Origin of the sequence: Thermus tengchongensis (assembly GCF_021462405.1) — a bacterium.
GTDB classification, from domain to species: domain Bacteria; phylum Deinococcota; class Deinococci; order Deinococcales; family Thermaceae; genus Thermus; species Thermus tengchongensis.
In genome coordinates this window covers 12,045-25,448 of the sequence record NZ_JAKEDU010000001.1, presented here as the reverse complement: position 1 = coordinate 25,448, position 13,404 = coordinate 12,045, and the positions used below count along the sequence as shown (strand labels likewise).

Below are 13,404 nucleotides of genomic sequence, written 5' to 3'. Positions count from 1 at the left end.
GTCGTCAACCCTTGCGGGTAGACCTCATTCCAGGAAGAGCACCGCCAACGCGGCGTAGACCCGAGCTGCCAGGACCACCTCCCCCAGGTCCACCCACTCGTCCACCTGGTGGGGCAGGGTCTTCTGCCCAGGGCCCAGGACCACCACGGGGAGCCCGGCCCAGGCCCGGAGGAAGGTGCCGTCCGTGGCCCCCGGTACCCCGCCGTGGCGCACCGGAAGGCCTAAAAGCTTCAGGGCCTCCTCCGCCGCCTGCACCAGGGGGTCGTCCCCGGGGGTCTCCACAGGGGGGCGGTCCTCGAGGACCTCCACCTCTGCCCCGGCCAGGGCCTGGACCTCGGCCACCAAGGCCCCGTGGTCCACCCCCGGCACGGTGCGCACGTCCAGGGCTACCTCCGCCTGGGCGGGGATGACGTTCAGCTGGTCCTCCCCGGCGCTGGCCAGGACACGGGTGGGGGTGAGGTGGGGCAGGCCCAGGTAGGGGTGGTTATAGGCTTCCTGTAGCCTCCTCTCCAGCTCCTGGAGCCCCAGCACGAACCGGGCCGCTTTGGGGATGGGGTTGTCCCCCGCGTACGGCATGGCCCCGTGGGCCATCCGTCCCGGGAAGCGGAGGCGGAGCCTCAGGGCTCCCTTCTGCCAGAGGCAGACCTCCATCCCCTCGGGCTCGGCCACCAGGGCGCCCCGGAAGCCCCCGGCTAAGCCCGCCCTCACAAAGGCCTTCACCCCCAGCATCATCCCCTCCTCGTCCGCCAAAGCGGCAAGGCGCAGGGGGCGCTTGAGCCCACCGAAAGCCCGTTTCACCGCCAGGAGGGCTCCTATCAGGGCGGCCAGCCCTCCCTTCATGTCGCAGGCCCCCCGGCCGTAGAGGCGTCCCCCCTCCACCACGGCCCCGTAGGGGGGGTGGGTCCAGAGAGCCTCCTCCCCTGGGGTCACCACATCGGTGTGGCCCTCGAGGATCAGCCCCCCTTCCCCCTCCCCCAGGTCCGCCACCAGGTTGGGCCGCCCGGGGGCTGCCTCCTGGCGGAAGGGGCTTAGGCCCCGCTCCCGCAGGTAGCCCTCCAGGAAGGCTACCACCCCTGCCTCCCCCGGCCCTGGGTAGTGGCTGGGGAGGCGCACCAGAGCCTTGAGGAGGTCCACCACCTCCTTCTCGTCCACCGCTTCCGCCGCCAGGAGGGCCTTTTCCATAGGGATTCCCGGGGCGATTATACCGCGGTATCCTGGCCCATAAGGGAGGAGGTGGGCGGTGGACTACCGGCGGCTTTTGGATCTGGAAGGACAGGTGGCCTTGGTGGTGGGGGCGGCCTCGGGGATTGGCCGGGCCTCCGCCGAGGCCCTGGCGGCCTTCGGGGCCAAGGTGGTGCTGGCAGACCGGGACCAAGAGGGCCTCGAGGCGGCCTTGGCGGCCGTCCGCGCCCAAGGAGGGGAGGCCGAGGCCTACCCCTTGGACCTGGCGGCACGGGGAGAGGCCGAGGCGTTGGTGGAGAGGGTGCACCAGGACCATGGCCGGCTGGACACCCTGGTCTCTACCCCGGCCATCAACCTGCGCAAGCCCCTTCTGGACTACACCGACGAGGAGGTGGACCGGGTGGTGGACCTGAACCTGAAGGGCACCCTCCGCCTCCTCCGGGCCGGAGGACGGGTGATGCGGGAGCAGAGGGGGGGAAGCCTCATCGCCTTTGCCTCCATTCGCGCCCTGGTGGTGGAGCCGGGGCAGGGGGTCTATGCGGCCACCAAGGCGGGGATCCTGCAGATCATGCGCACACTGGCCGCGGAGCTCGGCCCTTTCGGCGTGCGGGCCAACGCCATCGCCCCCGGGCCCATCGAAACCCCCCTTACCGCCCCTATTAAGGCCCATCCGGACTGGTACCGGGCCTACGCGGAGAAGACCGCCCTGGGCCGTTGGGGTCGGCCCGAGGAGGTGGCGATGGCCGTGGTCTTTCTGGCCTCCCCCGCCTCCAGCTACGTGACCGGCACCCTTTTCCTGGTGGATGGGGGCTGGACGGCGGTGGACGGACGGTTCGTCCCGCCCCTTTAAGGCGGGGCTTGACCCGCTGGTGGGGGCTCGCTAGGATTGACCCTAAGGGTCTATAGCCCGGAGGAGGCGCTATGAGGCGAGGGTTGTTGGCATTGGCTATGCTTTTGGGCTTGGCCTGGGCCCAGGACCGGACCCAGGTCCTGGTTTACGGCGGGGACTGGACGGACCTCATCACCTTGGACCCGCAGGTGGTCTACGAGTTCACGGGGGTGATGATCGCGGACAACCTCTACGAAACCCTGGTGCGCTTTGAGGGCAACGACCTCTCCACCCTGCGCCCGGGGCTGGCGGAGAGCTGGAAGGTGGAAAGGGGCACCACCGACTGGATCCTCACCTTCAAGCTCCGCAAGGGGAGCCGGTTTTCCACCGGACGGGAGGTTACGGCCAAGGACGTGGTCTTTAGCTTTGAGCGGGCCCTGGCCCTGAAGGGCCCCGGCTCCTTTCTCTTCACCGAGATCGCCCAGCTCAGGCCCGGGGCCACCAAGGCCCTGGACCCCTACACGGTGGAGGTGCGCATCCCCAAGACCGCTTCCCCCCAGTCCTTCCTTTCCATCCTCACCTTTACCCTCGGCGGGGTGGTGGACTCGGAGGAAGTCCAGAAGAACGCCAAGGGGGGCGACTTCGGCAAGGACTTCCTCACCAACAACTCCGCCGGGTCCGGGCCCTACCGCCTGGTGCGCTGGGACCGGGGGAACCAGGTGATCCTCGAGGCCAACCCCTACGCCCGGGTGAAGCCCAAGGTGCCGCGGGTGGTGCTCCGCTACATCCAGGAGCCCGCGGTGTTGCGCACCGCCTTGGAGTCTGGGGAGATCGACATCGCCGAGGGCCTTACCCCTGAGGGCCTTCGGGCCATCGCCGCCAACCCCCGGTTCAAGGTGGTGCGGGCGGAAACCCTGCGCCTGCAGTACCTGGGCATGAACATGAAGCCGGGAAGCCCCTTCTCCAACCCCAAGGTGCGGGAGGCGGTGCGCTTTGCGGTGAACCAGGACGAGCTCATCCAAGGTCTGCTCCAGGGGAACGCGGCCAAGATCCAGACCTTTATCCCCAAGGGCCTTTTGGGGTACAACCCCGCTACTCCCTACAAGTACGACCCCGCCCGGGCCAAAAAGCTCCTGGCCGAGGCCGGATACCCGCAGGGCCTGGAGTTTGAGCTTCTCACCAGCACCGGCATCTGCGGTGGGGGCGTGCCCTGCCCCGATGTGGCCGCCAAGCTTCAGGCCGACATGGCCAGGGCAGGCCTGAAGGCCAAGATCCGGGCCATCGCCAACGCCGAGGTGCTCGCCACCTACCGGGCCCAGAACCACCAGATGGTCCTGGCGGGCTGGAGCCCGGACTTCCCCGACCCCGACGGCAACGCCACCCCCTGGGCGGACTACGCCGCCCGCTCCTTGGCCTGGCGCAACAGCTACAACGACGAGGTGGCGGCCAAGCTGGCCCGGCAGGCGGCCCTCGAGGCCGACCCGGAAAAGCGCAAGGCCCTCTACAAGGTCCTCACGGAGAAGGTGCTGCGGGAAGGCCCCTACGTGGTCCTCTACCAGCCCGCCCAGCCCATCGGCCTCTCGGCCAAGGTGGAGGGCTTCCTGAAGAACCCCATGATGTCCGTGCCCCTTTGGCAGGTGAGCAAGCAACCCTAGCCCTTAGGGTATAGTGAGGCCCGCGGCCCCAGGCCGCGGGTTTCCCTTATGGGCGCCTATATCCTGAGAAGGCTCTTCATGGTGCTCTTTGTGGGGGTGGGGATTACCTTCATCACCTTCCTCATCGCCCAGGTCATTCCCATAGACCCGGCGGCGGCCGCCCTCGGGGAAAACGCCCGGGAGGAGCAGATCCAGGAGTTCCGGCAGCGCTACGGTCTGGATAAACCCATCCTGGTGCAGTACGCCCTCTACCTGCAAAGGCTCTTGCAGCTGGACTTAGGGCGCTCCCTGCGCACGGGGAGGCCGGTGGCGGAGGACCTGAAGGAGTTTTTCCCCGCCACCCTCGAGCTGGCCCTGGCCGCCTTTGCCGTGGCGGTGCTCCTGGGCTTGCCCGCGGGGGTGTGGGCGGCCCTAAGGCACAACCGCCTCCCCGACCTCCTGGTACGGCTGATGGCCCTCCTCCTGGGCTCCACCCCCGTCTTCTTCCTGGCCATCCTGCTTCTGGACCTCCTCCACCGTCGTTTGGGGCTTCTGCCGGGCCCCGGGCGGCTGGACCCTTTCCTCATCCCCCCGCCTCCTGTCACCGGCCTCACCACCTTAGATGCCCTTCTGGCCCGGGACTGGGGGGCTTTCCAGGACGCGCTTGCCCACCTCCTCCTCCCCGCCTTCGTCCTGGGCTCTGCCTCCGCCGCCCTTCTGGCCCGCATGACCCGGGCGGCCATGCTGGAGGTGCTCTCCCAGGACTACGTGCGCACCGCCTGGGCCAAGGGGCTTTCCGAGCGCCAGGTGGTCCTGCGCCACGCCCTGAAGAACGCCGCCCTCCCCGTCCTCACCCTTCTGGGGAGCCTGATGGGGGGGCTCTTGTCCGGAGCCGTGCTGACGGAAACCATCTTTTCTTGGCCGGGGCTTGGCCGCTACGTGACCCAGTCCGCCACCAGCCTGGACTTCCCTGCGGTCATGGGGGTTACCCTGCTGGTGGGTTTGGTGTACTCCCTCCTCAACCTCTTGGTGGACCTCCTCTATGCCCTTCTGGACCCGAGGATCCGCTATGCCTAAGCTCGTGCGGCGTTTCCTGCGCAACCCCGGGGCCGTGCTGGGCCTCGTCCTGCTCTTTGCCCTCGGGCTTCTTGCCCTGTTGGGACCGCTTTTTGCCAAGGACCCTTTGGAACAAGACCTGCTCCAGCGCTTGCAGCCTCCTTCCCCTGAGCACCCCCTGGGCACGGACCAGCTGGGGCGGGACGTCTGGTCGCGGGTGGTCCATGGGGCCCGGATCAGCCTTGCGGTGGGCTTCGGGGTGGTTTTCCTGGCCAGCTTCCTGGGTACGGCTGTGGGCCTCTTGGCGGGAGGGCTGGGCGGGGCGTGGGACAACCTCCTCATGCGCCTCACCGACGTCTTTTTCGCCTTTCCCTCCCTCATCCTGGCCATGGCCATCGCCGCCGCCTTGGGGCCCAACCTGACCAACACCGTGCTGGCGGTGGCCCTGGTCACCTGGCCGGTCTACGCCAGGTTGGTGCGGGCCCAGGTGCTGGCCCTGAGGGAGCGGGAGTTTGTGGAGGCGGCCAGGGCCTTGGGGGCGGGGCAGGGAAGGATCCTCCTCCGCCATCTCCTGCCCAACGCCCTCACCCCGGTTCTGGTGCAGGCCAGCTACGAGGTGGGGGCGGCCATCCTCACCGCCGCGGGGCTTTCCTTTATCGGCTTTGGCGCTCAGCCCCCCACCCCGGAGTGGGGGGCCATGGTGGCGGAGACCCGCAACTACATGGCCGAGGCCCCCTGGGCGGCCACGGCGCCGGCGGTGGGCATCCTGCTCACGGTGTTGGCCTTTAACCTCCTGGGGGATGGGCTCCGGGACGTGCTGGACCCTAGGGGCCGCTAGACCCGCTTCCCTCCCAGGAACACCGCCTGGACCCTGAGCTCCCCGTCCAGGACCACCAGGTCGGCCCGCTTGCCTGGGGCGATCTCCCCCCGGTCCCCTAGGCCAAGGTATCGGGCAGGAAGGGTGGAAAGCCGCCTCGCGGCCTCCTCCAGGGGCATGCCCCAGGCCACCAGGTTCCGGAGGGCCTGGTCCATGGTGAGGGTGCTTCCCGCCAAAGAGCCCCTGTGCCAGACCCCGTTGCCCCGCTTTTCCACCCGGTGGGCGCCCAAGGGGTACTCCCCGTCCGGCATCCCCGCCGCCGCCACCGCGTCGGTGACGAAGTAGAGGCCGGGGATGCTCTTCAGGGCCAGCTTGAGGGCGGCGGGGTGCACGTGGAGCCCGTCGGGGATGATTTCCGCCCACGTGCCCCGTTCCAGGGCCAGGCCCACCACGCCGGGTTCGCGGTGGTGGAGGCCGGTCATGGCGTTGTAGAGGTGGGTGAAGCCGGAGGCACCGGCCTCCAGCGCGGCTTCCGCCTCGGCATAGGAGGCGGCGGTGTGGCCCAGTTGGACGCGCACCCTGCGCTCGGCCAGGAAGCGGAGGAAGTCCAGGGCCCCGGGGAGCTCGGGGGCCAGGGTGAGGACCTTCACCGGGGCCAAGGAGAGGAGCCATTGGGCGGTTTCCAGGTCGGGGAGGAGGGGGAAGGGGGGCTGGGCCCCGAGGCGGTTTGGGCTGATGAAGGGGCCCTCCAGGTGGACGCCGAGGAGGGCTTCCCCCAAAGGTCCTGCCATGGCCTCCTGGATGCCCAGGAGGGCCCGTTCCAGCTGGGGAAGTGGGGCGGTGACGGTGGTGGCCAAAAGGCCGGTGGTGCCGTGCTGGAGGTGGAAGCGGAGGGTGGCTTCCACCCCCTCCCTCCCTCCCATCACTTCCAGGCCGCCGCCGCCGTGGACGTGGAGGTCCAGGAAGCCGGGGAGGATGTAGGGGCCCTCCACGGGGGCTTCCTCTATGGCCTCAATCTGCTCGGAGAAGTGGAGCCTGCCCCGGACGAAACCGCTTGGGGTAAGGATGGTGCCTTCCAGCATCTGCGCCTCCTAAGGTTCCACCACCTGCCCCGCGCGGAGGTCCCGGCCCCCCGTGGCCCGGCCCAGGACGTTGACCTCGCCGATGCGGTGGAGGTAGCCCAAAAGGGCAAAGGCCAAGGGCTCGCGCACCTTGGGGTTTTCCATGACCGCCACGGGCAGGTGCTGGGCCAAAAGCCCCACCAAAACCCGGTTCCGGGCCCCGCCCCCGGCCAGCAGGACCCGGTCCACGTCTCCCACGAAGCGCCGGTAGGCTAGGAGGACGCTCCTGGCGGTGAGCTCCAAGAGGGTGCGGAGCAGGGTGGCGGGGTCCTGGGGGAGGGGCTTAAGGGCGGTAAGGCGCCAGATCTCCCGGCCCGTGGTCTTGGGCGGGGGGAGGTGGAAATAGGGGTGGGCAAGCCAGAGGCGAAGGGCCTCCTCCTCGGGCAGTGCGCCTTCCGCCAGGGCCACGGCTTCCTCCAGGGAAAGGCCTAGGGCCTCCACCGCCTCGTCAAAGAGGCAGACCCCAGGGCCGGTGTCGAAGGCCAGGAGGGTTTGGGGGTCCTGGTCCTGGAAGAAGGTGAGGTTGGAGATGCCTCCCAGGTTGTGCACCGCCACCCGCTTGCCCGCCTCCCCGAAGAGGAGGAGGTCGGGGTAAGCCACCAAAGGAGCCCCCTGGCCCCCGGCCGCCAGGTCCACCGCCCGGAAGCCATGGACCACGGGAACGCCCAGGCCCAGGGCCAGGTGGCTGGGCTCCCCCAGCTGGAAGGTGGCCCGGGGAGGCTCGTGCCACACGGTCTGCCCGGAAAGGGCCACCAGCTCCGCCTTGCCCCGGAAGGGCAGGGCGGCTTCCAGGTAGAAGCGCCCCAGGTCATGGTGCAAGAGGGCGATCTCGCGGGTGTCCGCCCCGCGCATGGCGGCCAGGACCCGTTTCCGCAATCCCTCCGGGTAGGGGACCTCGAGGTGCTCCAGCACCCGGTGGACCACCCGTGGCGGCCTTCCCCTAAACTCCGCCAGCACCAGGTCCACCCCGTCGGCGCTGGTGCCGGACATGAGGCCCAGGACCCTCATGCCAGCTCCACCAGAAGCTCGTACCGGTCGGCCCGGTACCAGCTCTTCACGAACTCCACCGGCCTCCCGTCAGGGAGATAGCTCACCCGTTCCAGGTGGAGGAGGGGGCTTCCGGGCTCCACCCCTAAGGGCCTGGCCTCCTCCCGGGCGGCCACAGCCCGGAGGCGCTGCAGGGCCCGCACCGGGCGGAGGCCCTTGGCCTCGAGGGCCTGGTACAAGGAGCCTTGCGGCGCCTCAGCCAACGCCCAAAGGGGCAGGGCCGCCCGCTCCAGGGCCATGGGCTCCCCGTCCGCCAGCCGGAGGCGGAGGAGGCGCAAGACGCCCTCCCCTGGGGAAAGCGCCAGGGCCATGGCCTCCTCGGGGGTGGGGGGGCCTTTTTCCACTAGCAACACCCGGGTTTCCGGCTGGAGCCCCAGGGCCCGCATCTCCTCGCTGAAGCCGAGAAGCCGGGTGCGGAAGGTGGCCCGCTTGGCCACGAAGGTGCCGCTTCCCTGTCTGCGGACCACCAAGCCCTCCTCCTCCAGGAGGTCCAAGGCCTTGCGCAGGCTGTCCCGGGAAACGCCCAAGGTTTCCGCCAAGGCCCGCTCTGGGGGCAGGGCCTCCCCGTACACCCCGTGAAAGATGGCCTCCCTCAGCTTCCTCGCCACCTCCAGGTACTTGGGACCTAAGGCCGCCACAGGATCACCTCCGTCCTTTCCGGGCGGACGAAGCCGGGAAGCTCCCCCGCCACTTGGAAGCCGAAGCGCCCGTAGAAGGCTAGGGCCTTGGTGTTTTCCTTTTCCGCCAGGACAAAGCGCAGGCCCCGCGGGAGGAGGAAACCCATCAGGGCTGTGCCCAAGCCCTGCCCCTGCGCCCCTTCGGCCACGGCCAGAAGCCGCAGGTAGCCCTGGCCAAAGCCCCCCTTGGGGCAGTACCAGGCCAGGGCCTTGAGGGGCTCGCCCGCCCCGTAGACCTCGCCTTCCCTCAGGGCCCTTTCCAGAAGGCGCCTTGCGCTTTCCGGGGTGAGGCAGTAGGCGCGGAAGTAGGGTTGGTCCAAGACAGCCACCATCCAGGGGAGGTCCTTTAGGGTCGCCGGGCGCACCACGGGGCTTAGCATACCACTTGCCTGCCAATCCCCGGCCGTTGTAGACTCTGGGCCATGCGGGTTAAGGCCCTCTTGGAGGAGGCGGTGGAGAAGGGCGTGGTCCCGGGGGTGGCCTTCGGCGTGGTCTTCGCTGACGGCCGCCGGGAGGCCTTCCACCTGGGCCTGGCCCAGCGGGAACCCGAGCCCGTGCCCCTCGAGGCGGGCTTCTACTTTGACCTGGCGAGCCTCACCAAGCCCCTGTTCACCCTGAAGGAGGTGCTGAAGGCGGTGGAGGAAGGGCTTCTGGACCTGGACGACCCGCTGGCCCAGCACCTTCCGGAGATGCTCTGGCTTAAGGACCACCCCCTGAAGGGGGTGAGCGTGCGCGCCCTTTTGGCCCACACCGCGGGCCTGCCCCCCTGGGAGGCCCTCTACACCTGGGGGCAGGGGGAGGCCCTCAAGGCCCGCCTCCTGCAGCACCCCTGGCCTTTGGGCGAGCCCGCTTACTCGGATATCGGGTACATGCTCCTGGGCCTCCTCCTGGAGCGGGTGCGGGGGCGGCCCTTAAGGGACTTCCCCTTGCCCGCGGGGTTAACCTTCGCCCCTCCCCAGGAGCGGAGCGTGGCCACGGAGCGCTGCCCCTGGCGGGGGCGGGTGCTCCGGGGGGAGGTCCACGACGAGAACGCCTTTGCCCTGGGGGGAGCGGCGGGGCACGCGGGGCTCTTCGGCACCTTGGAAGGGGTCTTGGGGGAGCTTGGGGCCATCCTCCAGGGCACCTGGCTTTCCCGGGCGGCCTTGGAGGAGATGCAAAGGCCCCACGGGGAAAGGCTCCTTGCCTGGGAGCGGAAGCGCCCGGGGTGGCATGGGGGAAGTCTGGTTTCCGAGAGGGCCTTTGGCCATACCGGCTTCACCGGGGTGGGGGTGTGGGTGGACCCCGAGCGGGGCTACGCCTGGGCCCTTCTCACCAACGCCGTGCACCCCACCCGCCACCGGCCCTCCCTGGCGCCCTTGCGCCGGGCGGTGGGGAACGCCCTGGCCGCGGAGGTGGCATGACGGAAGACGTGGCCCAGCGCTACCGGGACCTGGACCTTTGGCCCCCGGAGGAGGTGCTCATGGCCCTCCTCGAGGCCCAGCTCCGGGCCGTGGCCGCCCTCTGGCCTGCCCTGCCGGCCTTGAAGAAGGCGGCGGTGGAGGCCGCCAGCCGCCTGCGGCAAGGGGGGTACTTGGTCTACGCCGGGGCGGGCACCAGCGGCCGGCTGGCGGTGCTGGACGGGGTGGAGCTTTGGCCCACCTTTGGCTTCAGCCGGGTGCGCTACCTCCTGGCCGGCGGGGAAAAGGCCCTGGTGGAGGCGGCGGAGGGGGCCGAGGACGACCTGGAAGGGGGCTTAGCCTTAGGCCAGACCCTGGGGGAGAAGGACGTGCTCTTGGCGGTGGCGGCCAGCGGCGCCACCCCCTTCACCCTGGGGGTCTTGAGGGGGGCCAAGGCGCGGGGGGCCCTCACCGTGGCCCTGGCCAACAACCCTGGGGCCCCCCTGCTGGCGGAGGCCCACCACCCGGTCCTCCTCCTCACGGGCCCCGAGCCCATCGCCGGGAGCACCCGCCTGGGGGCGGGCACCGCCCAGAAGGTGGCCCTGAACCTCTTCTCCACCCTGGTGATGGTCCTTTTGGGCCGGGTCTACGGCAACCGCATGGCCCGCATGCGGGCGCAAAACGCCAAGCTTAGGGCCCGGGGGGCGGCCCTGGTGCGGGAGCTTTCGGGGGTCAGCCAGGAGGAGGCCTTGGCGCTCCTCGAGGTCTACCCCGAGCCCGCCTTGGCCGCCCTGGTGGCCCTGGGCCTGGAACCAGGGGAGGCCTTGGCCCTCCTGGAGGCGAAGGGCGTGCGGGGGGCCTTGGCGGAGGTGGGGAGGTGAGGCTCTTGGCGCTGCTTGCGGGGATGGGCATGGCGGCGGCCCAGGCGGGGGCCTTCATGGTGGTGAGCTTTAGGGGGGAGGAGGTGCCGGAAAGGCTCCTGCGCGAGGTGCGGCCTGCGGGGGTCATCCTCTACCCCTCCAACCTGCGCCGCGACCCCCAAGGGGTGGTGCGGCGGCTTCGGGCCCTGGACCCAAATCTCCTCCTCCTGGTGGACCAGGAGGGGGGGCCCTTCACCTCCTACCGGGAAGGGGTGGTGCGCTTCCCCTCGGCCATGGCCCTTTCCGCCAGCGGGGACGAGGGCCTGGTGGAGCGGGTGGGCTGGGCCCTGGGGTGCCAGGTGCGCCGCCTGGGGGCGGACGTGAACCTGGCCCCGGTCCTGGACGTGAACGTCAACCCGGACAACCCCATCATCGGCCTGCGCTCCTTCGGCGCCGACCCCGAGCGGGTGGCCCGCATGGGCCTGGCCTTTGCCAAGGGGGTCTTGCGCTCGGGGGCTAGACCTGTGGGCAAGCACTTCCCGGGGCACGGGGACACGGGGGTGGACTCCCACCTGGACCTGCCCCGGGTGGACAAGCCTAAAGAAGCCCTGGAGCGGGTGGAGCTCCTGCCCTTCCGCCGCTACGTGGCCGCGGGGATGCCCGCCCTCATGACCGCCCACATCGTGTTCTCCGCCCTGGACCCCAGGTACCCGGCCACCCTCTCCCCGGCCATCCTCACCGGCCTCCTCCGGAAGGAGATGGGTTTCCAGGGGGCCCTCCTCACCGACGACATGGCCATGGGGGCCATCAAGCGCCACTTTGGGGCGGGGGAGGCGGCGGTGCAGGCGGTGCGGGCGGGGGCTGACCTCCTCCTCCTGGAGCCGGAGGAGGGGACCATCCGCGAGGTCCACGCCCGCCTGCAGAAGGCCCTGGGGAAGGAGATCCCCCTCGCCCGGGTGGAGGAGGCGAGGCGGCGGGCCGCCCTCCTGCGGGCGGGGAAGGGGGAGTGCCCCTTCACCCCCAAGGAGGAGGAGGCTTTGGCCCTCGAGGCCGCCCGCCGGGGGGTGGTTCACCGCTTCGGCCCCCTTCCCATCCCCGGCCGGGGCACCTTGGTCCTGGGCCTGAGGCTCTCCGAGCGCTACGGGGCCGAGCCCAGCCTGGCCGACCTGGCGCCCCGGTACCTTCCGGGAAGCTTTGGCCTGAACCTCTCCGAGGACCCCTCCCCTCAGGAGGTGGCCAAGGCGGTGGAGGAGGCCAAGAAGGCGGAGCGGGTGGTGGTCTCCACCCACCGCTGGCTGGGCCCCCTCAAGGAGGGGCAGAAGGCCTTGGTGCAGGCCCTTTTCGCCTTGGGCAAGCCCCTGTACGTGGTGGCCCTGGGCAACCCCGACGACCTGCGCTTCCTGCCCAGGCCCACCGGGTACCTCGCCACCCACGGCTACCGCGCGGTCCAGGTGCGGGCCGCGTTGGAGGCCCTCGCGGGGGTGTACGCCCCCTCGGGGCAATGGGTTTTTGGAGGTGAACCATGAGAAGGTGGCTGGTTGGTGTTTTGGCGCTCCTTTTGGGCCTGGCCTCCGCTCAGAAGCTGGTCTTGGCCAGCTGGGGGAGCCAGGAGGAGATCAAGGCCTACCAGGAGGTCCTGAAGGTCTTCCAGGAGAAAAACCCCGGCATCCAGGTGGAGTACATCAACATCCCCTCCGCCGAGTACCTGGCCAAGATCACCGCCATGATGGCCGCGGGCACGCCCCCGGACGTCTTCTTCCTCAACAACATCGACTTCCCGGGGATGGCCTCGAGGGGTGTCCTCGCCCCCCTGGACGCCTTCATCCAGCGGGATAAGTACCCCACCGCCGACATCTTCCCCGGCATCCTCAAGGCCTTCCAGTGGGAGGGGAAGCAGTACGGCCTGCCCCGGGACGTGTCCAACCTGGTGGTGTTCTACAACCGCGACCTTCTCAAGAAGGCGGGCCTCCCCGACCCCAAGCCCGACTGGACCTGGGAGGACTTCCTCCGCTACGCCAAGGCCCTCACCGTGGAGAGGGACGGCAAGCGGGTGCAGTGGGGGGTTTCCTTCCAGACCTTCTATCTCTTTTGGCAGCCCTGGGTCTGGTCCGCGGGCGGCCGCTTCTACAGCCCCGACCACACCCGCTTCCTCCTGAATAGCCCGGCTTCCCTGGAGGGCCTCCAGTTCTACCTGGACCTCCGCTACAGGCACCGGGTGGCCCCCACCCCGGAGGAGGCCCAGGACCGGGGGGCCTTCACCATGTTCCTGAACGGGCAGACGGGGATGATCGTGGACGGGCGCTGGCGGGTGCCCACCCTGAAGGCCCGGGCCAAGTTCGACTTCGACGTGGTGCCCTTCCCCCGGGGCAAGGCGGGGAGCATCGTGGATATTGACGGCTCCGGCTGGGTCATGGCCGCGGGCACCAGGAACCCCGAGGCCGCTTGGAAGCTCCTCTCCTTCCTGGCGGGCCCGGAGGCCAGCCGCATCTTCACCAGGACCGGCCTCATCATCCCGGCCCGGGGCGTGGACGTGAAGAACGTGGAAAAGAGCATCCAAAACCTCAAGGACTTCTTCGTACCGCCCCCGCCCAAGAACCAGCAGTACTTCCTCACGGTGAACCGCACCGCCCGTCCCACGGAGACCTTTGAGCGCTGGAACGAGGCCCTGCAGCTGATCAACAAGGCGTTGGAGCCCGTCTGGCAGGGCAAGGCTGACCTGAAGGCCGCCCTGGACGGGGTGGCGCCCCAGGTGCAGAAGATCCTGGACGAGGTCCAGGCGGAAAGGAAGCGGCGCTAGCCCAAAAG

At 69.7% G+C, this 13,404-nt stretch carries 13 protein-coding genes; 8 read left to right on the top strand and 5 right to left on the bottom strand.

From position 1 onward, the window contains the following. Nucleotides 1-24: 24 nt before the first annotated feature. Nucleotides 25-1,182, bottom strand: coding sequence for a M20 family metallopeptidase (locus L1087_RS00140; protein WP_234557087.1), 1,158 nt, complete (start codon nucleotides 1,180-1,182; stop codon nucleotides 25-27). Nucleotides 1,183-1,240: 58 nt separating this feature from the next. Here L1087_RS00140 and L1087_RS00135 point away from each other — a divergent pair, with 58 nt between their 5' ends. From L1087_RS00135 to nikC, 4 genes are all read left to right on the top strand, one after another. Continuing rightward, on the top strand, nucleotides 1,241-2,032 hold the full coding sequence (locus L1087_RS00135; RefSeq protein WP_234557084.1) for an SDR family NAD(P)-dependent oxidoreductase: 792 nt from the start codon (nucleotides 1,241-1,243) through the stop codon (nucleotides 2,030-2,032). A gap of 71 nt (nucleotides 2,033-2,103) precedes the next feature. Further along, on the top strand, nucleotides 2,104-3,666 hold the full coding sequence (locus tag L1087_RS00130) for an ABC transporter substrate-binding protein (protein ID WP_135260509.1): 1,563 nt from the start codon (nucleotides 2,104-2,106) through the stop codon (nucleotides 3,664-3,666). Between the two features lie 48 nt (nucleotides 3,667-3,714). Then, nucleotides 3,715-4,722, top strand: coding sequence for an ABC transporter permease (locus L1087_RS00125; RefSeq protein WP_234557082.1), 1,008 nt, complete (start codon nucleotides 3,715-3,717; stop codon nucleotides 4,720-4,722). After that, a complete protein-coding gene (nikC, locus tag L1087_RS00120; protein ID WP_135260511.1) occupies nucleotides 4,715-5,539 on the top strand; it encodes a nickel transporter permease in 825 nt (274 codons plus the stop codon). The genes L1087_RS00125 and nikC overlap by 8 nt, the downstream gene beginning before the upstream one ends. Here the strand turns inward: nikC and nagA are convergent. From nagA to L1087_RS00100, 4 genes are read right to left on the bottom strand one after another with little or no spacing between them, the layout of a single operon-like run. Beyond that, nucleotides 5,536-6,600 carry an N-acetylglucosamine-6-phosphate deacetylase gene (nagA, locus tag L1087_RS00115; RefSeq protein ID WP_234557080.1) on the bottom strand — a complete coding sequence of 355 codons (1,065 nt, stop codon included), beginning with the start codon at nucleotides 6,598-6,600 and terminating at the stop codon, nucleotides 5,536-5,538. The genes nikC and nagA overlap by 4 nt on opposite strands. A gap of 9 nt (nucleotides 6,601-6,609) precedes the next feature. After that, nucleotides 6,610-7,647 (bottom strand): anhydro-N-acetylmuramic acid kinase, encoded by a 1,038-nt coding sequence (locus L1087_RS00110; RefSeq protein ID WP_234557077.1) that lies wholly within the window; start codon nucleotides 7,645-7,647, stop codon nucleotides 6,610-6,612. Continuing rightward, entirely contained in the window at nucleotides 7,644-8,324 is a 681-nt protein-coding gene (locus tag L1087_RS00105) for a GntR family transcriptional regulator (protein WP_135260514.1), read from the bottom strand. The genes L1087_RS00110 and L1087_RS00105 overlap by 4 nt, the downstream gene beginning before the upstream one ends. Continuing rightward, nucleotides 8,312-8,731: a GNAT family N-acetyltransferase gene (locus tag L1087_RS00100; protein ID WP_234557075.1), complete on the bottom strand. Its 420-nt coding sequence runs from the start codon at nucleotides 8,729-8,731 to the stop codon at nucleotides 8,312-8,314. Before L1087_RS00100 ends, L1087_RS00105 begins: the two co-directional genes overlap by 13 nt. A gap of 54 nt (nucleotides 8,732-8,785) precedes the next feature. On the opposite strand from L1087_RS00100, the gene L1087_RS00095 reads away from it, so the two are divergent. The 4 genes from L1087_RS00095 to L1087_RS00080 are packed head-to-tail and all read left to right on the top strand — an operon-like array spanning nucleotide 8,786 to nucleotide 13,396. Continuing rightward, the gene (locus L1087_RS00095) at nucleotides 8,786-9,763 is read left to right on the top strand and encodes a serine hydrolase domain-containing protein (protein WP_234557073.1); all 978 of its coding nucleotides are present in this window, start codon (nucleotides 8,786-8,788) and stop codon (nucleotides 9,761-9,763) included. After that, nucleotides 9,760-10,620 (top strand): N-acetylmuramic acid 6-phosphate etherase, encoded by an 861-nt coding sequence (locus tag L1087_RS00090; RefSeq protein WP_234557071.1) that lies wholly within the window; start codon nucleotides 9,760-9,762, stop codon nucleotides 10,618-10,620. Before L1087_RS00095 ends, L1087_RS00090 begins: the two co-directional genes overlap by 4 nt. Further along, complete coding sequence (locus L1087_RS00085; RefSeq protein WP_234557069.1) at nucleotides 10,617-12,125, top strand: glycoside hydrolase family 3 N-terminal domain-containing protein; 1,509 nt, start codon at nucleotides 10,617-10,619, stop codon at nucleotides 12,123-12,125. Before L1087_RS00090 ends, L1087_RS00085 begins: the two co-directional genes overlap by 4 nt. After that, nucleotides 12,122-13,396: an ABC transporter substrate-binding protein gene (locus L1087_RS00080; RefSeq protein ID WP_234557067.1), complete on the top strand. Its 1,275-nt coding sequence runs from the start codon at nucleotides 12,122-12,124 to the stop codon at nucleotides 13,394-13,396. Before L1087_RS00085 ends, L1087_RS00080 begins: the two co-directional genes overlap by 4 nt. The last annotated feature ends 8 nt before the right edge of the window (nucleotides 13,397-13,404 follow it).

Coding starts and splice junctions, on each gene's coding strand:
- L1087_RS00110 (WP_234557077.1), bottom strand. CDS start 7,647: ATGAGGGTCCTGGGCCTCATGTCCGGCACCAGCGCCGACGGGGTGGAC.
- L1087_RS00090 (WP_234557071.1), top strand. CDS start 9,760: ATGACGGAAGACGTGGCCCAGCGCTACCGGGACCTGGACCTTTGGCCC.
- nikC (WP_135260511.1), top strand. CDS start 4,715: ATGCCTAAGCTCGTGCGGCGTTTCCTGCGCAACCCCGGGGCCGTGCTG.
- L1087_RS00125 (WP_234557082.1), top strand. CDS start 3,715: ATGGGCGCCTATATCCTGAGAAGGCTCTTCATGGTGCTCTTTGTGGGG.
- L1087_RS00130 (WP_135260509.1), top strand. CDS start 2,104: ATGAGGCGAGGGTTGTTGGCATTGGCTATGCTTTTGGGCTTGGCCTGG.
- nagA (WP_234557080.1), bottom strand. CDS start 6,600: ATGCTGGAAGGCACCATCCTTACCCCAAGCGGTTTCGTCCGGGGCAGG.
- L1087_RS00095 (WP_234557073.1), top strand. CDS start 8,786: ATGCGGGTTAAGGCCCTCTTGGAGGAGGCGGTGGAGAAGGGCGTGGTC.
- L1087_RS00140 (WP_234557087.1), bottom strand. CDS start 1,182: ATGGAAAAGGCCCTCCTGGCGGCGGAAGCGGTGGACGAGAAGGAGGTG.
- L1087_RS00080 (WP_234557067.1), top strand. CDS start 12,122: ATGAGAAGGTGGCTGGTTGGTGTTTTGGCGCTCCTTTTGGGCCTGGCC.